Origin of the sequence: Paracoccus haeundaensis (genome assembly GCF_006239215.1) — a bacterium.
Taxonomy (GTDB): Bacteria; Pseudomonadota; Alphaproteobacteria; order Rhodobacterales; family Rhodobacteraceae; genus Paracoccus; species Paracoccus marcusii.
The window spans coordinates 88,172-113,849 of sequence record NZ_VDDC01000002.1 but is presented as its reverse complement, the minus strand read 5'-3'; the positions used below and the strand labels follow the sequence as shown (position 1 = coordinate 113,849).

Annotated in this window: 27 protein-coding genes and 1 tRNA gene; 13 read left to right on the top strand and 15 right to left on the bottom strand. The window is 65.0% G+C overall.

Going from position 1 to position 25,678, the window contains the following annotated elements; translation table 11 throughout:
* The 6 genes from FHD67_RS20325 to FHD67_RS01695 form a co-directional block, all read left to right on the top strand.
* Window positions 1-200: hypothetical protein (locus tag FHD67_RS20325; RefSeq protein WP_176695019.1), on the top strand; the 200-nt coding region annotated here is incomplete at its 5' end.
* A complete protein-coding gene (locus tag FHD67_RS01715; protein WP_139597623.1) occupies window positions 197-949 on the top strand; it encodes a glycosyltransferase family 2 protein in 753 nt (250 codons plus the stop codon). The genes FHD67_RS20325 and FHD67_RS01715, both read left to right, overlap by 4 nt.
* Window positions 946-1,986 carry an NAD-dependent epimerase/dehydratase family protein gene (locus tag FHD67_RS01710; RefSeq protein WP_139597622.1) on the top strand — a complete coding sequence of 347 codons (1,041 nt, stop codon included), beginning with the start codon at window positions 946-948 and terminating at the stop codon, window positions 1,984-1,986. Before FHD67_RS01715 ends, FHD67_RS01710 begins: the two co-directional genes overlap by 4 nt.
* Window positions 1,987-2,014: 28 nt before the next feature.
* On the top strand, window positions 2,015-2,653 hold the full coding sequence (locus FHD67_RS01705; RefSeq protein ID WP_176695018.1) for a VIT1/CCC1 transporter family protein: 639 nt from the start codon (window positions 2,015-2,017) through the stop codon (window positions 2,651-2,653).
* A 165-nt stretch (window positions 2,654-2,818) separates the two neighbouring features.
* Window positions 2,819-3,052 (top strand): PepSY domain-containing protein, encoded by a 234-nt coding sequence (locus FHD67_RS01700; RefSeq protein ID WP_139597621.1) that lies wholly within the window; start codon window positions 2,819-2,821, stop codon window positions 3,050-3,052.
* A gap of 123 nt (window positions 3,053-3,175) precedes the next feature.
* Window positions 3,176-4,144, top strand: coding sequence for a magnesium and cobalt transport protein CorA (locus FHD67_RS01695; RefSeq protein ID WP_139597620.1), 969 nt, complete (start codon window positions 3,176-3,178; stop codon window positions 4,142-4,144).
* A 51-nt stretch (window positions 4,145-4,195) separates the two neighbouring features.
* Here FHD67_RS01695 and FHD67_RS01690 read toward each other — a convergent pair whose 3' ends face one another.
* The 5 genes from FHD67_RS01690 to FHD67_RS01665 all read right to left on the bottom strand — a co-directional run bounded on the left by FHD67_RS01690 (window position 4,196) and on the right by FHD67_RS01665 (window position 8,568).
* Complete coding sequence (locus FHD67_RS01690; RefSeq protein ID WP_139597619.1) at window positions 4,196-5,104, bottom strand: calcium/sodium antiporter; 909 nt, start codon at window positions 5,102-5,104, stop codon at window positions 4,196-4,198.
* A gap of 1,645 nt (window positions 5,105-6,749) precedes the next feature.
* Window positions 6,750-7,121 carry a PIN-like domain-containing protein gene (locus FHD67_RS01680; RefSeq protein ID WP_281282437.1) on the bottom strand — a complete coding sequence of 124 codons (372 nt, stop codon included), beginning with the start codon at window positions 7,119-7,121 and terminating at the stop codon, window positions 6,750-6,752.
* Window positions 7,122-7,164: 43 nt separating this feature from the next.
* Complete coding sequence (locus FHD67_RS01675; protein ID WP_139597617.1) at window positions 7,165-7,857, bottom strand: hypothetical protein; 693 nt, start codon at window positions 7,855-7,857, stop codon at window positions 7,165-7,167.
* Window positions 7,858-7,990: 133 nt separating this feature from the next.
* Window positions 7,991-8,179 (bottom strand): hypothetical protein, encoded by a 189-nt coding sequence (locus FHD67_RS01670; protein ID WP_139597616.1) that lies wholly within the window; start codon window positions 8,177-8,179, stop codon window positions 7,991-7,993.
* Window positions 8,176-8,568 (bottom strand): hypothetical protein, encoded by a 393-nt coding sequence (locus FHD67_RS01665; protein WP_139597615.1) that lies wholly within the window; start codon window positions 8,566-8,568, stop codon window positions 8,176-8,178. Before FHD67_RS01665 ends, FHD67_RS01670 begins: the two co-directional genes overlap by 4 nt.
* A gap of 262 nt (window positions 8,569-8,830) precedes the next feature.
* On the opposite strand from FHD67_RS01665, the gene FHD67_RS01660 reads away from it, so the two are divergent.
* Window positions 8,831-9,472 carry a DNA cytosine methyltransferase gene (locus tag FHD67_RS01660; protein ID WP_139597614.1) on the top strand — a complete coding sequence of 214 codons (642 nt, stop codon included), beginning with the start codon at window positions 8,831-8,833 and terminating at the stop codon, window positions 9,470-9,472.
* A 178-nt stretch (window positions 9,473-9,650) separates the two neighbouring features.
* Window positions 9,651-10,691 carry a tyrosine-type recombinase/integrase gene (locus tag FHD67_RS01655; RefSeq protein ID WP_139597613.1) on the top strand — a complete coding sequence of 347 codons (1,041 nt, stop codon included), beginning with the start codon at window positions 9,651-9,653 and terminating at the stop codon, window positions 10,689-10,691.
* A 51-nt stretch (window positions 10,692-10,742) separates the two neighbouring features.
* On the opposite strand, the gene FHD67_RS01650 is transcribed toward FHD67_RS01655, so the two are convergent.
* From FHD67_RS01650 to FHD67_RS01635, 4 genes are all read right to left on the bottom strand, one after another.
* Window positions 10,743-10,826, bottom strand: a tRNA-Leu gene (locus FHD67_RS01650).
* Window positions 10,827-10,936: 110 nt separating this feature from the next.
* The gene (lipA, locus tag FHD67_RS01645; RefSeq protein ID WP_139597612.1) at window positions 10,937-11,893 is read right to left on the bottom strand and encodes a lipoyl synthase; all 957 of its coding nucleotides are present in this window, start codon (window positions 11,891-11,893) and stop codon (window positions 10,937-10,939) included.
* 93 nt (window positions 11,894-11,986) lie between these two features.
* Window positions 11,987-12,895, bottom strand: a complete 909-nt coding sequence (locus FHD67_RS01640) for a hydrogen peroxide-inducible genes activator (protein WP_045999267.1) — start codon at window positions 12,893-12,895, stop codon at window positions 11,987-11,989.
* Window positions 12,896-12,969: 74 nt separating this feature from the next.
* Window positions 12,970-14,115: a DUF6456 domain-containing protein gene (locus FHD67_RS01635; RefSeq protein ID WP_139597611.1), complete on the bottom strand. Its 1,146-nt coding sequence runs from the start codon at window positions 14,113-14,115 to the stop codon at window positions 12,970-12,972.
* Window positions 14,116-14,331: 216 nt separating this feature from the next.
* Between FHD67_RS01635 and FHD67_RS01630 the strand changes: the two genes are divergently transcribed.
* Window positions 14,332-14,667, top strand: coding sequence for a DUF6477 family protein (locus tag FHD67_RS01630; protein ID WP_139597610.1), 336 nt, complete (start codon window positions 14,332-14,334; stop codon window positions 14,665-14,667).
* Between the two features lie 3 nt (window positions 14,668-14,670).
* Here the strand turns inward: FHD67_RS01630 and FHD67_RS01625 are convergent, their stop codons facing one another.
* Window positions 14,671-16,221, bottom strand: coding sequence for a helicase HerA-like domain-containing protein (locus FHD67_RS01625; RefSeq protein ID WP_139597630.1), 1,551 nt, complete (start codon window positions 16,219-16,221; stop codon window positions 14,671-14,673).
* Between the two features lie 465 nt (window positions 16,222-16,686).
* On the opposite strand from FHD67_RS01625, the gene FHD67_RS01620 reads away from it, so the two are divergent.
* Window positions 16,687-17,487: an invasion associated locus B family protein gene (locus FHD67_RS01620; protein WP_139597609.1), complete on the top strand. Its 801-nt coding sequence runs from the start codon at window positions 16,687-16,689 to the stop codon at window positions 17,485-17,487.
* 75 nt (window positions 17,488-17,562) lie between these two features.
* Here FHD67_RS01620 and FHD67_RS01615 read toward each other — a convergent pair whose 3' ends face one another.
* From FHD67_RS01615 to FHD67_RS01600, 4 genes are all read right to left on the bottom strand, one after another.
* Complete coding sequence (locus tag FHD67_RS01615; protein WP_045980892.1) at window positions 17,563-18,771, bottom strand: beta-ketoacyl-[acyl-carrier-protein] synthase family protein; 1,209 nt, start codon at window positions 18,769-18,771, stop codon at window positions 17,563-17,565.
* An 86-nt stretch (window positions 18,772-18,857) separates the two neighbouring features.
* Entirely contained in the window at window positions 18,858-19,124 is a 267-nt protein-coding gene (locus FHD67_RS01610; protein WP_045980857.1) for an acyl carrier protein, read from the bottom strand.
* 12 nt (window positions 19,125-19,136) lie between these two features.
* A complete protein-coding gene (locus tag FHD67_RS01605) occupies window positions 19,137-20,237 on the bottom strand; it encodes a UDP-3-O-(3-hydroxymyristoyl)glucosamine N-acyltransferase (protein ID WP_045999272.1) in 1,101 nt (366 codons plus the stop codon).
* Between the two features lie 70 nt (window positions 20,238-20,307).
* Complete coding sequence (locus FHD67_RS01600; RefSeq protein ID WP_139597608.1) at window positions 20,308-21,963, bottom strand: L,D-transpeptidase family protein; 1,656 nt, start codon at window positions 21,961-21,963, stop codon at window positions 20,308-20,310.
* A gap of 303 nt (window positions 21,964-22,266) precedes the next feature.
* Between FHD67_RS01600 and mepK the strand changes: the two genes are divergently transcribed.
* Together mepK and FHD67_RS01590 are read left to right on the top strand one after the other, a co-directional pair.
* Window positions 22,267-22,830, top strand: coding sequence for a peptidoglycan L,D-endopeptidase MepK (gene mepK, locus FHD67_RS01595; protein ID WP_139597607.1), 564 nt, complete (start codon window positions 22,267-22,269; stop codon window positions 22,828-22,830).
* A gap of 133 nt (window positions 22,831-22,963) precedes the next feature.
* Window positions 22,964-23,548, top strand: a complete 585-nt coding sequence (locus tag FHD67_RS01590) for a TetR/AcrR family transcriptional regulator (RefSeq protein ID WP_052714525.1) — start codon at window positions 22,964-22,966, stop codon at window positions 23,546-23,548.
* Here the strand turns inward: FHD67_RS01590 and FHD67_RS01585 are convergent.
* Entirely contained in the window at window positions 23,545-24,162 is a 618-nt protein-coding gene (locus tag FHD67_RS01585; protein ID WP_232303252.1) for a TetR family transcriptional regulator C-terminal domain-containing protein, read from the bottom strand. The genes FHD67_RS01590 and FHD67_RS01585 overlap by 4 nt on opposite strands.
* A gap of 141 nt (window positions 24,163-24,303) precedes the next feature.
* On the opposite strand from FHD67_RS01585, the gene aptA reads away from it, so the two are divergent.
* The gene (gene aptA, locus FHD67_RS01580) at window positions 24,304-25,629 is read left to right on the top strand and encodes an omega-aminotransferase AptA (protein WP_139597606.1); all 1,326 of its coding nucleotides are present in this window, start codon (window positions 24,304-24,306) and stop codon (window positions 25,627-25,629) included.
* The last annotated feature ends 49 nt before the right edge of the window (window positions 25,630-25,678 follow it).

Genomic DNA, 25,678 nt, shown 5'->3' with positions numbered 1-25,678 from the left:
AGCTAAACTTTGCCGGACGCCTGCTGAACCCGGTCGCCCACCTGTCCGACGACGCCGTTGCGGGGTGGCTGCGCGACCATCCGGGCGGCGTGCTTTTGGACCAGACGGACCGGCCCTTCCCTGGCATGACCCCTGTCCTGCGGCTGCCGTTCCGCGACAGGACCTATACCCTTCACCGCTCACAGGAGGTCGCGCCATGACGCCCGACATTTCCGTCGTCCTGCCCGCCCGCGACGAGGCCGGCAACATCACCTCCCTGCTGACCGGCATCGCCGCCACCCTGCAGGACCGCGCGCATGAGATCATCGTCGTCGACGACGCCTCGCGCGATGGAACGCGAGCGGAACTGGCCGCGCTGCAGACGCGGCTGCCGCAGCTGCGGGTGATCTGCCACGACCGGTCCTGCGGGCAGTCCGCCGCGATCCGCAGCGGGGTCTGGGCCGCGCGCGGGGCGCTGATCGTGACGCTGGATGCGGACGGTCAGAACCCGCCCGACAACATTCCTGCCCTGCTGGCGCCCTTTGCCGGGGGCGACACGGCCTTGGGCCTGGTCCAGGGCCAGCGGGTGGACCGCCGCGACCGCCCGTCGCGGCGGCTGGCCTCGGCCGCGGCGAACCGCATCCGCAACGCTCTGCTGCGCGACGGCGTGCGCGACAGCGGCTGCGGGCTGAAGGCCTTTCCGCGGATGGTTTATCTGGCCCTGCCCTATTTCGATCACATCCACCGCTTCATGCCCGCCATGGTCGCGCGCGAGGGGTTGCGGGTGCAGACCGTGCCCGTGACCCACGCCCCCCGCGCCTTCGGCCGGTCCAAATACGGCAATTTGCGGCGCGCGGCGGTGGGCGTCGTCGACCTGCTGGGCACGGCCTGGCTGATCCGCCGCCGTCGCCTGCCCCGCACGCGCGAACTGGCCCGGTCCGGAGCCACCGACCTGAGGGGCGCAGCATGAGCGTCCTGATCACCGGCTCTGCCGGGTTCATCGGCTATCACCTGGCCCTCCGCCTGTTGACCGAAGGCCGACGCGTGATCGGCATCGACGACCACAACGCCTACTACGACCCGGCGCTCAAGGCCGCCCGAGAGGCAAGGCTGGCCCAGTCCCAAGGCTATCTGGCCCTGCGCGGCCAGATCCAGACGCCGGGCCTCTTGAGCGACGTCATGGCGCGGCACCGGCCGCAGATGGTGGTCCACCTGGCCGCCCAGGCCGGGGTGCGCCATTCGATCGAGGCGCCCGACACCTATCTGTCGACGAACCTGGCGGGCACGTTCCAGCTGTTGCAGGCAGCCCGCGCGTATCCGCCCGCGCATCTGGTGATGGCCTCCAGCAGTTCGGTCTATGGCGGCAGCCCGACAATGCCCTATCGCGAGACCGACCCGACCGATCAGCCGATGTCCTTCTATGCCGCCACCAAGAAGGCGACCGAGGGCATGGCCCATTCCTATGCCGCGCTTTACGGCCTGCCGATCACCATGCTGCGGTTCTTCACCGTCTATGGACCCTGGGGGCGGCCCGACATGGCGCCGTTCCTGTTCACGCAGGCCCTGATGCAGGACCGGCCCATCCCGCTGTTCAACCATGGCCGGATGCAGCGGGACTTTACCTATGTCGACGACCTGGTCGACGCGATCCGGGCACTGATGGACGTCATCCCGCGACACCCGGCCATCCCCGTCGCGGGCGACAGCCTGTCGCCGGTCGCGCCGTGGCGGGTGGTCAACATCGGCAATGGCGCGCCCGTGTCCCTGACCGCGTTCATCGACGCGCTGCAGGTGGCCACGGGGCGGACCGCGCGGCTGCAGATGCTGCCGATGCAGCCGGGCGACGTGGTCGCGACCTGGGCCGATACGGGCCTGTTGGGCCACCTGACAGGGCCGCGCGCGATCACCCCGCTGGAGGTAGGATTGGTGCGATACGTACAGTGGTTCATCCGCTATCATGGGGCCGATACTGCGGCGCCCAAGCCGGTTTCCCACCACGCCGCCTGATCAAGGCCCTTCCCTCAGGAGCGACGCCATGCTGTCCCACGCCCGACCCGAGGCCCATCTTGTCCATCGCATCGGCTGGCTGCGCGCCGCCGTTATGGGTGCCAACGACGGCATCGTCTCGACCGCCAGCCTGATCGTCGGGGTCGCGGCCGCCAGCGGCGATCGCAGCCAGATCCTGGTGGCGGGGATGGCCGGTCTGGCCGCCGGCGCCATGTCCATGGCCGCGGGCGAATACGTATCCGTCAGCTCTCAGTCGGACACCGAACGGGCCGACATCGCCCGCGAGACGGCCGAACTGCACACCGACCCCGCCGGGGAACTGGACGAGCTGACCGCGATCTATGTCCAGCGCGGGCTGGACCCGGGGCTGGCCCGGCAGGTGGCGCTGCGCCTTTCCGAACACGACGCCCTTGGCAGCCACCTGCGCGACGAACTGGGCATGTCCGAGGTCACGACCGCCGCGCCGGTACAGGCGGCGATGGTGTCCGCGGCGACATTCGCCGTCGGCGCGGCCCTGCCGCTTGGCACGGCGGCCTTGGCGCCGGAGGGGGCGATTGCAGTTTGGGTGACGGGGGCGACGATGCTGGCGCTGGCAGGCCTGGGGGCCGTCGGCGCGCAGGCCGGAGGCGCGGGGATCGCGCGCGGCACGCTGCGGGTGCTGGTCTGAGCCGCGATGGCCATGGCCGCGACGGCGGTCGTCGGGCATCTGTTCGGGGTCGCCGCGGGATGAGCGTAAGGCGCCCCATCGATGCGACGGGCGCGGATTGTAAGGTTGCCGCAAGCTGGGGCGGGCATGGATGTCGGCATCGAAACAGCGATGACGGAGAGCTCAATGCGTACCCCCATTGCTGCTCTGATCCTAGCCGTTCTGGCGTTCCCCGCCCTCGCCTCCGAGCGATGCGCCGTGCCGCAGGCCGACTGGCGCCCGGTCGAGGAGCTGACCGCCGATCTAACCGCGAAGGGCTGGACCGTCAGCACCGTCAAGACCGAGGACGGCTGCTATGAGGTCTATGGCCATGACGCCGACGCACGGCAGCGGCAAGCCAGCCTGCGAATCTACACATAGCCTTAACCGAACCCTACCGGTCTCTATCTGACATCCCCTTTCCTGATCCGCCCTTGACGCACCAGGCCGGTGTCGGGTTAGGGCTTATGCCTCGAGGAAAGCATATCGGTTTCAGAGGCTCACATGACTGTCGTTGCTGCTTATCTCTACCGCCACGGCGAGCGTGTGCGCGAGGTTTCGATCACAGAGAGGATCGACTGCCCGTCGGACAAGTCCGAGTTCGTCTGGATCGGGATCTGTGATCCTACCGAAGAAGAGATGCAGACGCTCAAGGACCAGTACGATCTGCACCCCCTGGCCGTCGAGGATGCTCTCAAGGCGGACCAGCTGCCCAAGGTCGACATCTATGGCGAACAGCTGTTCGTCGTCGCCCGGACCGCGCATCTCGAGGGCGATACGATCACCTATGGCGAAACCGCCATCTTTATCGGTCACAGTCATATCATCAGCGTGCGCCACGGTTCGGCCCGCTCTCACATCGCCTTGCGCGCTCAACTGGAGGCAGCCCCGATCCTGCTGATCCACGGGGTCGATTACGTTCTTCACGCCATTCTGGACTACATCGTCGACGGCTATCTCCCCATCGTCGAGCAGATCGAAGAGAAAGTGCTCTCCATGGAGCAGCAGACCATCGACACCTTTCTTGGTCGCGAGGAGATCACGCGGATCTTCACCCTTCGTCGCCATCTGACCAGGTTTCAGCGGGTGCTTGGCCCGATGGGTGAAGTCGCCGGAAAGCTGGTCCGACAGGACCTTCCCTGCATCGACGCCAACACAAGGCCGTACTTCAGCGATGTTCTGGATCACGTTCGGCGCGTGCAGACCATGGTAGATGGGCTGCTTCAGGTTCTAGCCTCGGTCTTCGAGTTCAGCAACCTGCTGGAGCAGCAACGCACCGGCATCATCACCCGCCAACTGGCGGCCTGGGCGGCCATACTCGCCGTGCCCACGGCAATTGCAGGGATCTACGGCATGAACTTTGAGAACATGCCCGAACTGACGACTAGGTACGGCTACTTCGTCGTGCTCTCGGTCATCGTGGCAGCATGCACGTTCCTCTATGTTCGCTTCAAGCGGCTTGGATGGCTGTGACTGGACCTGCGTTCCGGTCCAGCAGTTGCCATCCTGGTCCACTCCAACCGCTTAGATCAGAGCTACATACCCACCATAAGTCGCCAGGAGGACAAGACCTGCGATGCGCGGCAGGCCCCCCAAGACAAATGCCAGCACCGACAGGCCTACAGCAGCAATGCTCACCCAGATCATGTCAATGGCGGCAAAGCGCGGATCTGCAACGATCGGATGGATCAGCGCCGTGGTCCCGAGAATGCCGAAGATGTTGAAGATGTTGGAGCCGACGATATTGCCCACGGCGATCTCTGTCTGCTTGCGGATGGCTGCGATCAGTGAGGTTGCCAGTTCCGGAAGGGAGGTCCCTACCGCAACAATCGTCAGGCCGATCACCGCCTCGGAGATGCCGAACGCGCGTGCCAGTTCCGTCGCGCTATCCACGAGCAGGCGAGCGCCGATGACGAGAACGATCAGTCCACCCAGGGTCATCGCCCAAGCTTTCCATTGCGCAGAATCCCCCTGCTCGACGTCGGGGGTTTCGACTTTGCTCGTCAGGAAAGCGGTGACAAGGAAAACGATAAGGCCCGCGATCAGGAGCAAGCCGTCAAATCGGGTGACATTGCCGTCCAGAAGCATGAGCCAGATGGCCGCAGTCGCCAGAAGCATGAAGCCGAGATCGCGCCAGAGCTTTTTAACGGGGATGATGAGTGGAGCAACGACCGCTGAAATGCCGAGGATCAGAAGGATATTGGCGATGTTGGAGCCCAGGACGTTCCCGATGGCGATGGCGGGCTGACCTGCAAGCGCGGCTTGGACGGACACAAGCATCTCTGGTGCCGATGTTCCAAATCCCACGATGGTCAGGCCGATCACCATAGGTGACAGGAGGAAATGTCGGGCAATGGCTGTGGCGCCCCTGACGAGGGCCTCACCGCCGAAGAAAAGTGCCACAAGCCCGATGACGAAAAGCAGATAGGTCATGATCGATCCGAATAATGGCCCTGAGGCACGGTTCGATCCGATATCAGGTGCCGCCATTCGAACGACAACCCCCGCCACGCTGTGTTCGCTTCCGCGCACGGCACTCGAACGCGGGCAGAAGTAGCGCGTCGCGGTCGCGTTTCAGCCTTTGGTCACAGAAAGGACGTGCATAAGCGTGGCTTCCCTGAGCCAAGCGCAACCGATTGAAGTGCTGCAGGTCCCGGTTCTATCCTTCCTTTATGTCGGCTAGGATCTGCAGATGACCAAAGATGACAAGAACCTACGTGAAACGATGCATCCGAGCGGAGATTTTACCTCACTCGTACACCCCACGGCACGGGGCATGACCTTTGATCATCCGGTCAATGACAACGACAAGCCTGCCCATCCGCGAGACGGGAGACCCCATCCGCGGATCTGGGCCGGGGCGCATCCTCGCTTATCTTCGGGCCCTCATCCGAGATTGCGGAAGTTGCGCGGTTATGCCGAGCATTAGAAAATGCAGATATCTGCAACTGCACGGACGAAATGCAATGAACCGATGCATTCCGCAAGGCAGACGCTTCAAGATGGTGATTGACAGACAGCTATGCGAGCCATTGCAGTCGCTGTCTGCCTCGGTGAAGGTCACTACATGCCCTATTGTGCCGTCAAAATTCAGAAAAGACAGATGTCTTCGCGCCGTCTGATCTGGGCGGGTGTCTCATGAACGACCAATGTCTGTCCGGGCGCTCCATTCCGAGCCACCACAATCCTGGTGGCGCCTTGGGGCTGATCCGTCAGAATGAGGTCTATGTCGGAGGAGTACGGCACTTCGACGGCAGCATTGGTGTGAAAGTCGGTCAGCAACAGGCGCGCCAATTGTAATCTCCTGCAAAACCGCAGATAATTTATGTCAGGATAAAATATCACGCACAAACTAGTTTGGGCAACGTGTCTGAAAGTCACTGCGCACTAAACGTTTGTATAGTGGGCAATGGGCCTATGCTAAAAGCGCTGCCCTCCGTGTATCAATGATCTCCTGCCGGGTTTCACGCACGTGCACGACATGCTGCGAGCCATTCCGATAGAGCGCCAAGATAGTCGCGCGTTCCGCGCTTTCATCGATGTTGAACTCGGTGTCTTCTGCGAACGTAAGCACAACAGGTGTGTCCGACGGCATTCTGGTCAGCGGCATCTGGGGCATAACTTGCCACTCCTATGAAACCTGCACGGTATGCAGATATTAGAAAGTGAACGGATCTGTTCCATTCGCTTTTTATTAGAGGCGGAACACCGCTTATCCGCCGAATTATTGTGTCTTGCCGTTCAGAACCCGACCCACGACAGCACCAGGATCAGCACGGCGAACGCGGCCACGATCTCGCACAGGTCACGGATCAACTTTGCACCCCGGCCGTGGCATCGGACAGGACCTGCGCATGAAGATCACCCGCACAGATACCGCGCTCACGATGGCACGAACCGTTTGGCAAGGGCACCCTGGTCGGGGTTCGCTTCCAGTCGGACATTTTGCCATGGCTTGACGACGAACGCGCAGAGCTGGACCCTGAACCCACGCGGGCCAGAGATGGTGCGGATCTATCTGGAAGAGCGGCGCGGCCGCGTTATCGTCAGAGACTGACGACAGCCCGACGGTCAGGCACTAAAGCGGCATCTGCCGCATCTTGGTGCCTGCTTTGATAGGCATCTCGTACATGGTTGGCGGGGACAACAGTTCTGTAACCTGAACGATTTCAGGCCACCGCCAAACAAGCATCGATGCAACCTGGTTGAACGGGGTCTTCTGATAGGCAGGTGCCAAGGCGAAACCATGCAGGCCGGATTTTCGCAATGCTGCCCGTTCTGCCTGGTTTTTCAGAACGCGATGATCGCCGGTAACGAAGATCCAAACGTCGTTGCTTCGTCTTAGAAAGTCGATCCATTCGACATCGGCGGAATGCCTGCCGTTGGGCAAGTCTTCGATTTCAGAGACATGATGGGCAGAGTGCCCCTGATGCCTGATGAAGCCGTCCAGGGTCTGGGCAAAGACGATTGAGGGCAGTTGTCAAAGAAGACTTTCACGCCGCCTGCCGCTGCTCCAGCGATGCCTCAAAGTCCAATGCGTGCCGAATGGACAGTTCTGTCACGTTATAGGCCTTGGCGGTCGCGGCGATGCCTTGTGCCTTTGCCACATTGGCCAGGATCGATGTCGGCACACTCGAAACGGAATCGATCGGCGCCCCAAACGCCCGGCTCGGTGTGACCATGACATGAACCCTACGGCCCCGCGGCCACCAGGCGGCCGGGTTACCGTCATCGCCAAAGTCTACTGTCTTCAGGATGGGGTCGATCACGCCGTTGAACTCGTACTGGCGCTTGAACAGGTTCAGAAGGCGCTCGCGATCTTCGCCGTCTTCTCCTTCCTCGATCACATGGAGGAATATTTCCCGACCATCGGTGCGGAAACGGTTTGTCGAAAGCGGGTGACCCTGCTGGATTATCTCGGCAGCCTCACGAATAGCAGCACGGACTTTAAGGGCAGAGACGCCATAATTGATAAAGGCAGCGGCTACGCGCACCTCCATCAGGTCGCGGAAGCCCAGCTGGAACTTACCGTCCCCCAGGTCTATTTCAGGCTGCCACAGGGGCTCATAGGATTTGCCGCCGGCCTTGTGACCGCGCAACCACCGGCTGATCTTACCGACAGGCACGTCAAGCAACCGGCCGGCCTCTGCCGGCGTGTAAAGTCCTACGCCGATCAGATTTCCCATTGCACACCCCGTTTGACGTTCGTCAAATCGATAGCACACCAGAGAGGGTGTAGACCAGATTAGTATTCGCCCCCTGCGAACTCAACAGGCCGTGCCCACCATCTGCGCGAACGGGTCCGCCTCGCCGCTGTCGTCACCGGCCAGGATGTTCGCCACGGTCGGAACGCGGACCCCAAACTTGCTCAGAAATACCTGCTTTATAGCGCCCCTCCCGCTTGATCATCTTCGCGGTAGCCGCCCGGATCGCATTCCGGGTCAGCATGTGCAGCGGCGTCTCCTGGACCATGCTTCGGCCGATGTGTTGAACGGTGATTGTGGTCATGTATGCTTCTCCTCGATGATGGTTTTGTGCCACGGCGCCAGCGCTGGCAGCGCCCCCGTGATCTCGATCGTGTCCAGCATTCCCGGCCTGCTGAGCACGGCCCAGAGGTCAAGCAGCGCCCCGCACCATGCCAGGTAGTTCCGGCGCTTGGCGGCGACCATGCTGGCGCTGCCGGTGTAGCTGATGGCGCAGACCTGCCCGATGTGCTCACGCCGGTGGCGGCGGTGATCGCGCCACACCCATAGGCTGCCGATCTGCGCGGTACCGGCCAGGAAGCATCCCTCCTCATCGCTCCAGTCCCATCCGCAGGGTGTGATGCTGATGCGATCCCCCTGCCCCCAGTCCGGCGCGCTGCGGGCGCGGGCAAGCTCCGCGATCTGCGTGGCCATGCGTCGGCCATCGACGTGATCCGGCAACGCCTCGACCACGGCAGCGATGACTTGCGCGTCCCGGTGCGGATCGCTGGTCCCTCAGGTTGGCTATGGCGAGCGGAAAGGCCAGCAGCCTCGCGCACTCGACGTGGCAGCGCCCATTGGTACCATGGTAGCCGGCGGGGCGAAGCATGCCCCCGTGGCAGCTTTCCTCGCGCAGCAGAACAACGACAACCGGCGCGCTGGAGGGGTTCACCCTGGCCGGGCCACGAATGAACCGATGTCGACGGTCACACAGTTAGGCAGTCATCAGACCCCGGTGGCTGCGTTCATCGCGCGACAGTTCGGTGCCAGCACCGGCCATGCAGCGGACACGCCCCTCGGTACCGTCACGGCGGGCGGACAGGGCAAGTCGCAGCTGGTCGCGGCATGGATGGGCAAATGGTACGGCACCGATCAGGATCCGCGCTTGGACGCGCCTATGCACACGGTCACGACAAAAGACCACTTCGGTGTCGAGGTGGCGCAGCTGGCCGCCCCGCCCTTCGCTCCTGAGCATCACGCCCGGGCCCGCGCCGTGGCCGAGTTCCTTCGCAACCACGATGCCTGGCATGGCAGCGAGTTCGTCACCCTGACAATTGAGGACGCCTCCTATATCGTGATCGACATCGGCATGCGGATGCTGACCCCGCGAGAATTGTTCCGCGCCCAGGGCTTCCCGGCAGACTACGTGATCGAGGGCGTATGGGAGGGGCTGGAGACCCCCGATCCGGTCTGGGTACCCTTCGCCAAGGACGTCCAGGTTAGCTGCTGCGGCATTAGCGTGTGCCCGCCGCTGGCCGAGGCGCTGGTCGCGGCGAACTGCGGGCATCTCCGGGTGGGGCAATGGGGCGGTGCAGCCGCCGAAATACAGGAGGGATGATGGCACAGACAATAGAACCACGCCCGGTGATGTGCCCTTCCGATATTCGGCAGGCGGTTTCGGAATAGGCAGCAATGGGTTTTGCCGTGACGCTGGACACGCGGGCGGGCGTCATCACGGTAATGCCGCTCGGTCCCCAGCAATCGGCCGATCCGTTCGATCAAGTGGATATGCGTGCATGACAAAGCGACACCTGCCCGCCCGTGTCTACGACAAAAAGGGCGTGCTGTATTTTCAGCGCCGTGGATACAAGACTACCCGAATCCAAGCTGAGGCTGGAGCGGCAGCCTTCGCCCTCGAGTATGCGGCGCTTCTGAATGGGGCACTGATACCGCCCCCTGCACCGGCCCGAACCTTCTCGGCCTTGGTGAAGGACTACCTGACCAGCAACCGCTACAAGCGCTTGGCGCCACGGACGGCAAGGGACTACGAGAAGGTGCTGGCGTGGGTGATGGCCAAGCTCGGCCACCTTCAGGTTGGCGGCATCCAGCGGAAGGACATCATCCGCGCGCGCGAGGCGAACGCCGACAAGATGCGCTTTGCAAACTACATCGTCCAGGTCGTCCGCATCTTGTTAGAGCACGCGATCGACCTCGGCTGGTGGTCAGACAATCCCGCCAAGGGCGTGGAGCTCCTTCGCAGCGATGCACCTGCCCGCGAAGCATGGCCGCAGGACATGATCGACGCATATCGTGCAGAAGCCTCCGGGCGGGCACTCCTGATCTTCGAACTATGCCTGGGAACGGGACAGCGGATCGGTGACGTGCTGCGCATGAGATGGTCGGACATCGATGGAGAGGGCATCGCCATCCGTCAGGGCAAGACCAAGGCCAAGCTCTGGATCCCGATTACGCCGCGACTGAGGGTAATCTTGGAAGAGACACCCCGCATTGGACTAACGATTTGTGCGTATGGGCCGCACGGAAAGCAGCTAAGCTATTCATCGGCGTCTCAGGACGTCCGAACCGTGAGAGACGCAATCGGCGCGCGTGCTTTTGACATCCACGGGCTTCGCTATGCTGCGACTGCCGAGCTGGCCGCCGCCGGGTGCAGCGACGAGGTGATTGCCGCCATCACGGGCCACAAGACAACTGCGATGATCGCGAAATATGCGGGCCCGGCACGCCAACGCGCTCGCGCCAGCGAGGCAAATGCCAAGCGCGGAACGAACGCAGCACGAACGGAGAATGTTGAGAAGCGTGTTGAGAGCAACGAGTGAGGCACGTGAGGTGTCGCTCACGCATCGCGGAAAAAGTCTGCAGAAAGGGCGTGGTAGGGGCGGCCGGACTCGAACCGGCACTCATTGCTGAAACGGATTTTGAATCCGTCGCGTCTACCATTCCGCCACGCCCCCGGACTGGTCCCGGCGCCCTTTCGGCGGCGGCCCGTTCGGACCGTTGGGCTTGGCGTAAATCCAGTCGCGGCGATTTGCAAGGGGCGGCGTGCGCCCCCTGCCCCGCGGCCTCAGGCGCGACCCAGCTTGACCAGTCGGGCGTCGCGAAGCTGCGCGAAGTCATCGCCCGCATGATACGACGACCGGGTCAGCGGCGTCGCCGAGACCATCAGAAAACCCTTGCCATAGGCGGCCTTCTCATAGCCCGCAAATTCTTCGGGCGTGACGAAGCGGTCGACGCGATGGTGCTTGGGGCTGGGCTGCAGATACTGGCCGATGGTGATGAAGTCGATGTCCGCCGCACGCATGTCGTCCATGACCTGCAGCACGCCTTGGCGATCCTCTCCCAATCCAACCATGATGCCGGATTTGGTGAACACCGACGGGTCCAGTTCCTTGACCCGCTGCAGCAGACGCAGCGAATGGAAATAACGGGCGCCGGGACGGACCTCCGGGTAAAGGCCCGGCACCGTTTCAAGGTTGTGGTTGAACACATCGGGACGCGCCTCGACCACAGTCTCCAAGGCGCCAGGCTTTGACTTCAGAAAGTCGGGCACCAGCACCTCGATCGTGGAGGCCGGAGAGCGGTGGCGGATCGCCCGGATGGTCTGGGCAAAATGCTCGGCGCCGCCATCGTCCAGGTCGTCGCGATCGACGCTGGTGATCACGACGTGGTTCAGGCCCAGCTTCTGCACGGCATGGGCGACGCGGCCGGGTTCGAACGTGTCCAGCGCCTGCGGCTTGCCTGTCGCGACGTTGCAGAAGGTGCAGCCGCGGGTGCAGATCTCGCCCATGATCATCATGGTGGCGTGGCCCTGGCTCCAGCATTCGCCGACATTGGGACAGCCGGCCTCCTCGCAGACGGTCGACAGGCGGTTCTCGCGCAGCAGGTCGCGCGTCTGCTTGTACCCCGCAGAGGTAGGCGCCTTGACGCGAATCCAGTCCGGCTTCTTGGGCTGGGCCTGATCGGGTCGGTGCGCCTTTTCCGGGTGGCGCTGATCCGGGATCCTGAGGTCGCGCAAGGTCATGGTCCTTTCGGTCGCGGTTCGGGCAGAAATAGGGGCTTTGCAACGATTTGGCAACGCATCCCCTGCCCCTGCGTCCACATGGCTGCCTTTCGATCAGCCCAGATCCAGCAGCGGTCGCGCCGCCGCGGTCAGCAGGCGGGCCAGATCGTCGAACCAGCCCTGCCCCGGAGTCGATGCGCGGCGCATCAGCATGACCTGCCGCGCGGGCTGGGGGTCGGGAAACCTGACGGCCGTCAGACCGGGTGCCGCGGCCAGCTCCTGCCGGCGGGCGATCTCTGGCAGGAAGGTCAGGCCCATGCCCTGCGCGGCAAGGCGGCACAGGGTCGACAGCGACGCGGCCCCCAGGTCCAGCCGCGCCGCGCGGCGGTTCAGCCCGCAGACCTCCAGGGCTTGGTCGCCAAGGCAATGCCCCTCATCCAATAACAGAAGTTGGCCGGGATCCAGCGCGTCAGGAGACAGCGGTCGGCTGCGCAGATCGGCGATTCGCGCCGCGCTGCCGGCCAGCAGAAAGCGGTCGGCGAACAGCGGTATGGCCTGCAGGCCAGGCCCCTCAGGCGGGCTGGCGACAACGATGGCATCCAGCCGCCCCGCCTGCAGTTCGTCCAACAGGCGGTCTGTCTGCGCCTCGCGCAGATGCAGGTCGCGCCCGATGTCGCGCGCCCGCAAAAGGGGCAGCGCCTCGGGCAGCAGATAGGGCGCGACGGTGGGGATCATGCCCAGCATCAACCGGCCGCCCTGCCCCGGCTGCCGCAGGTCCTGTTCCAGATCGGTCATCGCGGCCATGACCCGTTGGGCGTGGTCCTGCAGCGCGCGGCCCTGCGGGGTCAGGACGACACCTTGCGGGGTGCGTTCGACCAGGCGGGCGCCGATCTCCTCCTCCAGCGCGCGGATCTGCATGGACAGCGCGGGTTGCGTGACGTTGATCGATTCGGCGGCGCGTGTGAAATGGGTGTGCTGCGCCAGGGACAAGAAATAGCGCAGCTGGCGCAGGGTGATATTCATAAGGGGGCCTGATCAACGACGCGCGGTCAACGCCCACCATCTTATCGACCAGTCCCCGTCTGCGGCAATGACCTTCAGCCGATCAGCCGCGATCCCTTGCCGTAGGTTTCCTCATAGTGCCGCTCCAGCCGCATCAGGGCCAGACGCAGGACGATTTTTCCAGACCGTGCGGACCAGCCAAGACGCCGTTCCGTCATCTCGATCCCCTCCAGAAAGCAGCACACCCGAAGGACGATGTCGCCCATGCCCGGACCCAGGTCGCGCAGCGCGACGGCCACCCGGTCGCGCGCGGATTCCGATCCGCCGCGATAACCGCCGCCGCCACGCGACACGTCGATCCCCGAGGTCATGAAGCCGTCCCAGTTCTGGGTGACGCGCGGACCCATCTGGGCCAACTCGAAATCCTCGCGCAGGCGTTCGCCCGCGGTGACCATGCCCGGGGTCAGGAATGCCTGCCCATCATGGTCACGCCGCCGCGCCAGCACCAGAAGCGGGCTTTCCGCGATGTTCACCCGGGTCTGGCGACGGCGGCCATCCTCGGGGTCGTCTATCACGCGATCCTCCCACACCCGGTGACGGTCGCCGTGGTCAAAGGCCGCCTGGGCCTCGGCCATGCCGTGGACGGGCTGGGCATCCTCGTGGACCGGGTGGGCGTCCGCAAACGACGATGGCCCCGGCACGGCGCTGCGCTGGCGGGGCGACCGCAGCATCTGGCGCAGTGCCTCGCGCCCTGCCGGCGCGATGACATAGCGCTGGATGCGCCCCCCGCCCCGCGTCTGCACGACCCATCCCTTCAGCGCCATCATCTCTGCCAGGGCGCGTTCCAGAACGGCGGTACGGATGTCGTCGCGCGTGACGATCGCCTTGTCCATGCCGGGGGCCGATGCCATGCACGCACCCGGCTCTGCCAGCCGGCGCAGCACGCGCAGGGCCTGCCGCTCATCAGGCGCATTGGCCCCCTCGGGCCGCGGTGCCAGCGCGGCATCCACCAGCGGATCGTCGCGGCGCGCCTCGAACCGGCGGATGCGGCGCAGGATGGTCGAGGCATGAACACCGGCCTCGCGCGCCAGGGCACGGATCGTCACCCCCTGATCGACATGGCGCAGGTAAAGGCGCGCGTCCTCGCTCAGGTCGTCTTGCGCGCAGGTCTGCCCTTGCACCTGCGCACGGTGCTCCGCGATGCCCGTGTGGATTGCGAAATCACCGGTCAATATGGTCATGTCAGGTCCCTTGTCGTCCTCGGGCAGCCCGGCAGTAGACTACCCTGGGTTGAAATCTTTCCCTGTGGTTAACAGGGTGTTTCTGCACATAGCCGCAACATTCCCTAACAATTCCTAAAGAAACCTTGCTCCACCGCGCGCTGCGGCAGGGCTTTTGGCAACACACGTCAAGGTTGTGTGAAGGTGACCTCGTGGCAAACGCAAAGGATCAGCCCCATGACCGCAGTCTCGAACGTGATCGTTTTTCGCCCCCGCCCGACGAATCAGGGCCTGCGCCGTCCCGGAACGCTGATCCGGGCTGCCCGCGAAGGTCAGAAGACCTGGAAGCGCGATCGCGACCTGCCCCGCCTGCTGCGCAGCGACCGCTGCCCCGCGCCGGGCGTAGTCCTGTCCCGCCTGCGGGCCGAGGAACAGATCCAGAACGACATGCGCGTCACGCAGGCCGCCGAATACGACCTGCGCCGCCACGTCTTGCTGGTCATCGCCATCCTGGCAGAGATGCGTGCCGCGATCGACGCCGCGCCGATGCCGGCCACGGCCATCGCGCTGTAACCATCAGCGCTTCTTGATCAGGGAACCCAGAACGCCCCGGACCAGCGCCTGCCCGGTCCGGGTCCCCAACTGCCGGGCAAGGCTCTTGCCAAAGGTCTGCACGATGCTGTCGGACCGCCCGCGCGGCGCAGCCTTCTCGCGCGCCGGCGCCTGATATGGTCGCCCCCGTCCCGCACCGGCGGGCATGTCGAACAACCCGTCGTCATCCTTCTTCGCACTGGCCGCCTGGGCTGCGGCCTGGGTCTTGCGTGCCAGCATCTCATGCGCGGAATCGCGATCCAGGGCGGTGTCGTATTTTGGCCCCATCGGGGACGTGGCCCTGATCGCCGCGCGCTCCTGGTCCGTGATCGGGCCAACCTGACTGAACGGTGGCCGGATCAGCGTCCGTTGCGCGATGCCCGGCACACCCTTCGGCTGCAGGAAAGAGGTCACGGCCTCGCCCGTCCCCACCTGCTGGATCGTCTCGGCGATCTCGAAATCGGGGTTGGTCCGATAGTTCTGCGCCGCATCGCGCAAGGCCTTCTGATCCTTGGCGGTGAACGCCCGCAACGCGTGCTGAACCCGGTTGCCCAATTGGCCAAGCACCGATTCGGGAATGTCGGCGGGGTTCTGGGTGACGAACCAGATGCTGACGCCTTTCGACCGGATCAATCGTGCCACCCGCTCGACCTTTTCGATCAGGGCCTTCGGCGCGTCGTCGAACAGCAGATGCGCCTCGTCAAAGAAGAACGCGACGCGGGGCTTGTCCGGATCGCCCACTTCGGGCAACTGCTCGAACAGCTCCGACAACAGCCACAGCAGGAATGTCGCGTACAGACGGGGTGCGTTCATCAGGCGCTCTGCCGACAGGATGCTGATGACGCCGCGCCCGTCCGCGTCCTGACGGATGATGTCGGTCAGGGCCAGCGCCGGCTCGCCGAACAGGTTCGCTCCGCCCTCGGTCTCCAGCACCAGCAGCGCGCGCTGGATCGCGCCAACGCTGGCGGTGCTGACATTGCCATAGCGCGTCGACAGGTCGGCGGCGTTCTGTCCGACCCAGACAAGCATCGACTGCAGGTCCTTGAGGTCCAGAAGCTGCAGCCCCTCCTCGTCGGCGACGCGGAAGGCGATCGCCATGACGCCCTCCTGCGCCTCCGTCAGGTCCAGCAGGCGCGACAGCAGCAGCGGTCCCATCTCGGCCGGCGTGGTGCGGACGGGATGGCCCTGTTGGCCCCAGACATCCCAGAATGTCACCGGATAGGATGCATAGGTCAAATCGATCCCGATCTGACCGGCCCTCGCAAGGAAAGGCTCGTGCAGCTTGCCTTGATCCGATCCCGCCTTGGCCAGCCCCGCCAGATCCCCCTTCACATCCGCTAGGAACACCGGAACGCCCGCCGCCGAAAGGCTTTCGGCCAGGGTCTGCAGCGTGACGGTCTTGCCCGTCCCCGTCGCACCCGCGACCAGCCCGTGCCGGTTTGCCAGCTTCAGCAGCATCGTCTCGGGGGTCGCGTATCCGGCGCCGGCGCCGCCCACGAAGATCGTTCCCGCATCCAGGTCCAGAACCGAGGCCATCGCATCCCCCACGAACAAATTGCGCAACGCACGCCTTGAAAAGACAATTTTAACGCTTTCATGGCAAGGTGAAGTTGTCCGGATCGCAGCCGTGACCCGGACCTTCCTCCCTGTTGGACTGCCGCGCCCTCGGGCGCGGCTTTTTTTATGTGATCGGGGGAAAATCCATAGACCGTTGACGGATCACGCCAACGCGATTAGCGTGCGTCTCAATGATGACCGGCCAGTCCGGCAGGGAGAATAACGCAACGCGTCGGGGGCCGTGGTGAAAGCCACGGCCTTTCGCGTCAATTCATTACGCGTGTCCGGCCGGTTCGGTTCCCACGCAACTTCTTCAATGCGCAATCCTGTGCGATGTCCCGACCTCAAGTGTTGGTGACAGAGCGTGTCGTGGCAGGGGACTGACAAGGCCCCGGCGCCGTGCTAGATCAGCCGCAATGCGTTGAGCAAAAGAAAGAAAGATTGATGTTCATCAGACATTCGCACGCGCTGTTGGCCGCCCTCGCCCTGATCACCGGGCCCGCATTCGCCCAGGACACCCCGGCGCCGGCCACGCCCGAAACCCCCGCGGCGGAAGCCCCCGCCGCCGATGCGCCTGCAACCGCCGCACCGGCCGCAGATGCCCTCGCCGCGGACGCGCCGGCCACCGCACCTGCCGATGCAGAGACGCCAGCCGCGCCTGCCGATGCCCCTGCGGCCGAGAACGCGCCCGCGGGTCAGCCCGCGCGCGATCCGAACGGACCGGGCAGCTATTACGCCAAGTCCGAGCATGGCGATTGGACCATCCGCTGCATCCGCGCCGATCAGGGCAAGGATCCGTGCGAGATGTACAAGCTGCTGACCGACGCCGACGACAACCCGGTTGCCGAACTGACCATGGTTCCCCTGTCGAACGGCGACGTCGCCGCCGGCGCCACCCTGGTCGCACCGCTGGAGACGGACCTGATCGACGGCCTGGGCTTCCAGATCGGATCGGGCGAGATGCGCGGCTATCCGTTCAGCTTCTGCGCGCCGGTCGGCTGCGTCGCGCGCCTTGGCTTCACCAATCAGGAACTGGCAAGCATGAAGGCCGGCAGCACCGCAGCCGTGCAGCTGCTGCCCTTCGGTGGGGACCCGGATTCGCCGGTCCAGCTGAGCATGTCGCTGACCGGCTTCACCGCCGCGTTCGATGAACTGGCCGCCTATGCCGCCGCACCCGCGCCCGCCCCGGCCGCCGATGCCGAACCGGCAGAGGATGCCCCCGCCGAGGACGCACCGGCCGAGTGATCCACCCTGCCATCGCATGAACGGAAAAGGCCGCGTCCCCTGGGCGCGGCCTTTTTCATGCGTCCCGCATGACGATCAGACGCGGCGCAGGGCGATGACCGCGTTCAGTCCGCCAAAGGCGAAGGCATTGGACAGGACGGCATCGACCCGTGCCTCACGGGCCTCGTTGGGAACGACGTCCAGCGCGCATTCGGGGTCGGCCTCCTGATAGCCGATCGTGGGCGCGATCACCCCGTCGCGCAGCGCCATGATGCAGGCCAGCAGTTCGACCGCGCCGGTGCCGCCGATCAGATGGCCGTGCATCGACTTGGTCGACGACATCATCAACCGGTCCGCGTGATGGCCAAAGGCATGGGCCACCGCCGCACATTCCGTCTTGTCATTCGCGGCAGTGCCCGTTCCGTGGGCATTGATATAGCCGATATCCTCGCGGTTCAGGCCGGCATCGACCATCGCCCCGGTGATCGCGCGCTCGGCCCCCTGGGCCGATGGCATGACGATGTCCTGCGCATCCGACGACATGGCAAAGCCCACGACCTCGGCCAGGATCTCGGCGCCACGCGCCCGGGCGTGTTCGAAATCCTCGAAGACGAAGACGCCCGCGCCTTCGCCCTGGACCATGCCGTTGCGATTGGCGCTGAAGGGGCGGCAGGCGTCCTTGGACATCACGCGCAGCCCCTCCCATGCCTTGACGCCGCCAAAGCACAGCATCGCATCGGACCCGCCCGACAGCATGACGTCGGCCGCGCCCGACCGCACCATCTGGAACGCCAGGCCCATCGCATGATTGCTGCTGGCGCAGGCGGTGGCGACGGTGAAGGCGGGGCCGCGCAGGCCGAACTCCATGCTGACATGGCTGGCCGCGGCATTGTTCATCAGCTTGGGGACCACGAAGGGATGGACGCGGTTCTTCCCCTCCTCATAGACGGCGCGATAGTTCTCGTCCCAGGTATTCAGCCCACCGCCGGCCGTGCCCAGGATGACCCCCGACCGCAGGCCAAGCGCGCCCTGAAAGTGCAGGCCCGACTGCTCGACCGCCTGCTTGGCAGCCAGCAGGGTGAACTGGGTGAACTTGTCATAGAGCAGGATCTGCTGGCGGTTGAAATAGGTCTCGGGCGTCCAGTCGTGGACCTGTCCACCGATCTGGATCGACAGGCGATCGACATCGCGAAAATCCAGCTGCGTGATCCCGCAGCGACCCTCGCGGAACGCCTCTAGGGTGGTGGCGACATCGTGGCCAAGCGCGTTGATCGTGCCGGCGCCGGTGATCACCACGCGGCGCAGCCCGCCGCGGCCGGTCGTCTCGGCCGCAGGCCGGATCGCGGGTGCCGCGCGGCCTGCGTCGATCAGCGCCTCGTCCACGGGGGCGGTCATTCCGCCTTTTCCGCGACCAGCCGATGCACCGCGGCGATGATCGTGCCCATGTTCGAGATGTCGAAGTCGGACTTCTCGGGCTCGTTCGCATTGAACGGGATCGAGATGTCGAACTCTTCCTCGATGGCAAAGATCGATTCGACCAGGCCCAGACTGTCGATGCCCAGTTCGGCGGGGGTCGCGTCATCGGTGATCTGGTCGGGTTCCAGCATCGCCTGTTCCGCGATGATGGCCCGAATGCGCTGCGTGATGTCGTCTGTCATGTCGCCTCCTGTTCAGCCCTTTTCCAACAGGCGTGTAACGGTTTCCTGAAGCTTGGACAGCTGTTGTGCGAAACGCGGCAGCCGCCGCATGGCCTTCTGGATCTCCAGCTGGGTCTCCATCTTGACCGCGGGGTTGCCCAGGATCACCCGGCCTGCCGGCACGCGGGTGAAGATCTTGGCGGCACCGCCCGCGATGACGTCGTCCCCGATCTGGATATTGTCGTTGACGCCCACCTGCCCGGCCAGCACGACCCTGTCGCCGATCACCGACGATCCGGCCACGCCCACCTGGCTGCACAAAAGGCAGTCACGGCCCACGACGACGTTGTGGCCCAGCATCACCAGGTTGTCGATCTTGGTGCCGTCGCCCACGCGGGTCGACCGGATCGTGCCGCGGTCGATGGTGGCGTTCGCGCCGATCTCGACGTCATGACCCAGCTCGACCGCGCCAAGCGAATGGATGCGCGTCCAGTGCTGCTGGTTGACCGCGGCACGGGCGCCCAGGGTGCGGCGGATCTCCTCGATCCCCGACTCCTCGGGGGTGACGAAGGAAAACCCATCTCCGCCGATCGACGCGCCCGGCTGCACGATCAGACGGTCGCCGGCGGTCACGTCATGGCCGATCCGCACGCCCGGATGGATCAATGCCTGATCGCCGATGCGGGCGCCGCGACCGATGCTGACATGCGCGCCGATGCGGGCGCCCTGCCCGATCCGCACATGCGCGCCGATGACGACAAAGGGCGCAATGGCCGCGCCGTCGCCGATCGTGGCCGTAGGGTCGATGACCGCGGTCGGATGGATGCCCGGCGCGATGTCCGGGCCGCGGTCAAAGGCCCGCGTCAGACCGGCCATGACCAGCCGCGGGCGGGGGGCAAAGATGGCGGCCTTCAGGCCATAGGCCTCGGGGTCCATCCCTTCGGCCAGAATTGCGATGCTGCCGGGCTTCAACGCCTCGGCGTATTTGGGCGCCATGGCCATGGCCAGCGTGCCGCCATCCGCGTCGACCGGACCGACCGCCGCGGGTTCCGCCGCACCCGTCACGCGGATCGACTGGTCGCCCCAGCATTGCGCGTCCAGAGCCCGCGCCAGCTCACCCATCGTCAGGACCATGGCCCCCCCTTTCGCGCAAGGACTTAGCCTGTTTGCAAGGCTGCTTCCAGTGCCCGCGTTCCGGGGCGGGTCACAACCCCGGGTTCAGGTCCGCGACCATGGCTGGCGCCGCCGCGCCAAAACCCTGGGCCTGCAGCGCCTCCCAGATGCGGGCGTCGCGACCATAGATGTCGTCGAACAGACGGATGCGCCCATCCGGGCCGGGCCAGGCGGTGAAATAGACCAGATGCACGGGAACCGGCGGCGTCAGCTTCAGCCAGGTCTCGCGTTCCCGGTCGCGGGCGCGCTGAAACATGGCAGCCGGATCATCGGTCTGGCGCGACAGCAGCGCACGGGCCAGATCGACCGGGTCGCCGATGCGGATGCAGCCATTCGATTCCGCCCGCACCCGGTTCGCAAACAGGTGCTTGGAGGGCGTGTCGTGCAGATAGATGTTCCAGGGATTGGGAAAGATGAACTTGACCACGCCAAGGGCATTGTCGTCGCTTGGCTTCTGGCGCAGCCTGAACGGAAAGCTGGCGGCGCTATAGCGGCCAAAGTCGATGCCGTCCCGCGCCAGCACCCGCCCCGCGCCATCCACCACGTCCAGATGCGACAGCGCATGGCGGTTCGCCTGCAGGCGGGGCAGATAGTCGCGAACGGCGATGGACCGCGGCACGTTCCAGCTGGGATTGACCACGACATTGGCCATCATCTCGGAAAATTCGGGCGTGCGCATCTCGGGCGTGTCCTTGCCCATGACGCTGCGAGTGCGGAACACCTCGGCCCCGTCTTCCACGATGGTCGTGCTGAATTCCGGGATGTTCACCCAGACATGGCGGCTGTCCAGATCCTCGGACGCCATCCAGCGCATCCGCTCCATCGCCACCAGGATCGCACGCTGCCGCGCGTCCTGTCCGGTGCCGCCATCGCCGTTCAGCGCCGCGATGGTCCGCGGGCCCGCGACGCCGTCATCCGGCAGGCCGGCCGCACGCTGATAATCGGAGACCGCCCGCGCAAGGGCATCGTCATACAGCGTGGCATCCGGCGCATCGGCGGCAAACCCGATGGCCACCAGGCGCGTGCGCAGGTCGGCGATCGCCGTGGCCCTTTGGCCTGGCCGCCAGACACCGGTCGCAATCCTTGGTAGGCTCTGCGGCACCACCAGATCGGCCGGCCCGGACAGCGCCTGTTGCAGCGCAAGATAGGCCGGATGGTCCGGTCCGGCCCCGGCAAGGACCGCCGCAGGATCCGCCGCCGCCTCGAACCGCGCCAGCAGCGGGACCACCGCGGTCCGCACGGGCTGTCGCTTGATCTCGGGGTCGACGCGCGTCGGGTTCAGCACGCCGCCGGTCAGATCGCGCAGCAGGCGTGACAGGGCATGGGCATGGGCGATCTCGGCCGCAAGGCCTTCGGTCGCCGTCAGGCGGTCGGGCTGGTATCGGGCAACGGGGATGCCATGGCGCGGGGCGTTCCCGATCGCGTCGCGCAAAGCGAGTCGCCGGGCCTCTCCCTCGGGGCCAAGGAAGATCGGGCGCAACCCGTTGCTGCCATAGAACGAGGCAAGATCGGCGTCGTCCGACACTGCCAGCGCCAAGGCCATCTGTTGCGGCGTGAAATCCAGCCGTGGCGCCGCGGCCACGCTCACGGCAGTGAGAGGTTCGCGTGCGCCGGACGCAACGGGAAGCCAGCCGACGACCCCCGCCAGTGTCAGCGCCAGCACGCCCCGGACCATTCGAACCGCCATCTGAACCTCCGAAATTCTGTCCGTATTGTCCCACGGCCGCCGTGCGCGCGCCACACCCCACGCGTTTGTTTGTGCAGTGGAAAAGCAGTGGTTGCCAAAACGCCACAGCGCCGCCGCCGATGTGCAACATTACCCGTTTTAGGCGAAATCTTGCCGAAATTCGGGTTAGGATCGGCCATCCCGGCAGAATCCGTTTCGTCGCGCACGCGCTTTTGACATATTGTTAATCAGGTCGGGGATAAACCACGACAGGCCGCGACGTGTCGCCGGCTTAAAAAAACGAAGCAGGACAGGCGATCTGACATGACAATGGACATTATCTCCCGTCGCGGCATCTTGGGTGTGTTCGCGGCAACCAGTGTTGCGGCGACCCCGGTGATGGCGAATGCCTTCGGATTTTTGCGCGGCAATGCGGGCGACATGCGGCGGGTCAAGATGTACAACGGCCGGACCGGCGAGAGCATCGACACGGTCTATTGGGTCGACGGAAAATACATCCGCGAGGCCCTGAACGAGATCAACGTCTTCATGCGCGACTGGCGCACGGGCGAGGTGATCGGCATCGACCCGCGGATGATCGACGTGGCGGCCGCGTCCTCGCGCCTGCTGCAGACCAACGAACCCTACATTATGCTGTCGGGATACCGCTCGCCCCGCACCAACGCGATGCTGCGGCGCCAGTCCAGCGGCGTGGCGCAGAACTCGCTGCACCTGACGGGCAAGGCGGCCGACCTGCGGCTGAAGTCGCGCTCGGTCGGGCAGATGTACCAGGCTGCGGTGGCCTGCCGCGCCGGTGGCGTGGGACGCTACAGCCGGTCGAACTTCGTGCACATGGATTGCGGTCCCGTCCGCACCTGGGGCAGCTGATTTCAGACGACCTTTTCGCAAGGCGCAAACGCCCTCTGCCACCCGCAGACGGCGTTTTCCGCATTTTTCGGGCTTGCCGCCGCAACGCTGGCTTGCGACGCTGGCCGGAACAACAAGACAAGATCGGACCTGCATGAGCCCCCTCGAGACGCGCCGTTTCAAAACCGCCAAGAAAATCCAGGCCGCAGCCATCGAACTGGCCGTCCGCGACGGTCTTCCCAATGTCACGACCGAGGCGATCGCCCGACATGCGGGCATCAGCACGCGGACCTTCTTCAACTACTACCCCTACAAGGAGGCGGCCCTGATGGGTCCGCCGCCCGACTATCCGCCCGAAGCGTCCGAGATCTTCATCGCGGGCAAGGGTCGCCTGATCGAGGATCTGGGCCTGCTGATAGAGGCGCATCTGGCCCGATATCTGAACGAACGCGAACTGATCGGCGCGATGCTGGCCCTGTCCGACAAGGACCCCAAGCTGGAGGCGCTGCGCAACAGCGCCATGCTGGCGCGCCGCGCGCAGATGCGTACGCTGCTGCATCGGCGGATGCCCGGGTCGGACGAACGCGTGATCGAGATTTTGGCCGCCGCGATCATCGCCGCGACGAACGCCGCGACCAAGGATTGGGTGTCGGGCGCGCGCGAGGATTTCATCGCCGCAGCGCATGAGAACCTGTCGCTGATCCTGACGGCGGCCGAAATGCTGGACAAGCCCAGCTAGGGCGTCAGCAGCTTTCGGTACAGGTCGTCCAGGAATGCCGCGCCCTCGGCCACGGGGTCGCGGCCGTCTCCCAGGACGGCGCGGACCTGCGTCTCGAAATCGGCATAGTGCTGGGTCATCGACCAGATCGAGAAGATCAGGTGGCGCGGCTCGACCCGCGCGAGCAGCCCTTGGTCCATCCAGCCTTCCAGAACCGCGACCGTCCGATCGACGATCTGTCGCAGATCGCCGCCCAGGATTTCGGTCAGATGCGGCGCGCCCTGCAGGATCTCGTGGGCGAACAGGCGGCTTTCGCGGGGATAGTCCTGCGACATCGACAGCTTGGCCTGCACATAGCGCAGCACCTCGGCCAGCGGCTCTCCGTCGGGGTCGATCTGGCGCATCGGCGCCAGCCACATCTCCAGCAGGGTCGTCAGCAGCGCCTTGTGGATTTCGTCCTTGGAGCCGAAGTAATACAAGACGTTCGGCTTGGACAGGCCCGCTGCCCGCGCGATCTGGTCGATGGTCGCGCCGCGCAATCCGTTGGCCGAAAACGCCTCCAACGCCCCGTTCAGGATCAGCTCCCTGTTTTTCTGCTGAATCCGGGTCATCTGGGGCATGCTGGTCTCTGTCATCGAAGCTCCGGCTCTGGCATGATCCGATTTTGGGCAGATCGGTCGGAATTGTCATCCGGCTTGTCAGGACGCTTGACTGCCCCCTGCCCCGTGCTAGCCTGATCCTGACCGTTTGGTCAATAATCCGTGAGGACGATGCCCATGCCGCTTGACCGCAAGCCCGCCCCGAATGACCTGCGCGCTTTCTGGATGCCCTATACCGCGAACCGTCAGTTCAAGTCGGCGCCGCGGATGTTGGTTGCGTCCAAGGACATGCATTACACGGCCGCAGACGGTCGCCAGATCCTGGACGGGACGGCAGGCCTGTGGTGCTGCAACGCCGGCCACTGCCGCCCCAGGATCACCGAGGCCGTCCAGAACCAAGTCGGAGAGCTGGATTATGCCCCCGCCTTCCAGATGGGCCATCCGCTGGCGTTCGAGCTGGCCAACCGCATCGTGGACATCGCGCCCGATGGGATGGACCATGTCTTCTATACGAATTCGGGCAGCGAGGCCGTCGATACCGCGCTGAAGATCGCGCTGGCCTATCACCGGGCGCGGGGCGACGCGGCCCGCACGCGGTTGATCGGGCGCGAGCGGGGCTATCACGGCGTGGGCTTCGGCGGGATCTCGGTCGGGGGCATCGTGAACAACCGCCGCCATTTCGGCACATTGCTGGCGGGCGTCGACCACATGCCCCACACCCATCTGCCCGAGAACGTCTTCACCAAGGGGCAGCCGGAACACGGCGCCAACCTGGCCGACGAGCTGGAGCGCATCGTGGCCCTGCACGGAGCCGAGACGATCGCCGCCGTCATCGTCGAGCCGATGGCCGGGTCGACCGGCGTCCTGATGCCGCCCAAGGGCTATCTGGAGAAGCTGCGCGCGATCACGAAAAAGCACGGCATCCTGCTGATCTTCGACGAGGTGATCACCGGTTTCGGGCGCCTGGGCAGCCCCTTCGCTGCCCAGCATTTCGGCGTTGTCCCCGACATGATCACCTGCGCCAAGGGCCTGACCAACGGCGTGATCCCGATGGGCGCGGTCCTGGCCACCGCGGAGATCTATGACGCGTTCATGCAGGGCCCCGAGCACATCATCGAACTGTTCCACGGCTATACCTATTCCGGGAACCCGATCAGCTGCGCGGCGGCCATCGCCACGTTGGACACCTATGCCGAAGAAGGTCTGCTGACGCGCGCCGCGTCGCTGGAGACCTATTGGCAAGAGGCGATCCACGGGCTGCGGGACCATCCGAACGTGATCGACATCCGCAACATGGGCCTGATCGGCGCCGTGGAGCTGGCGCCGATCGAGGGTCAGCCGGGCAAGCGCGCCTTCGACATCTTCGTGCGCGCGTTCGAGGCCGGCATCCTGATCCGCGTGACGGGCGACATCATCGCCATGTCGCCGCCCCTGATTATCAGCGAGGCGCAGATCGATCATTTGATCGGCACGCTTGGCGAGGTGCTGAAGACCGCCGCGTAAGCGGCCAAACCCATCCAGCCGACCCCGCGACAGAATGGGGCGGCCCGAC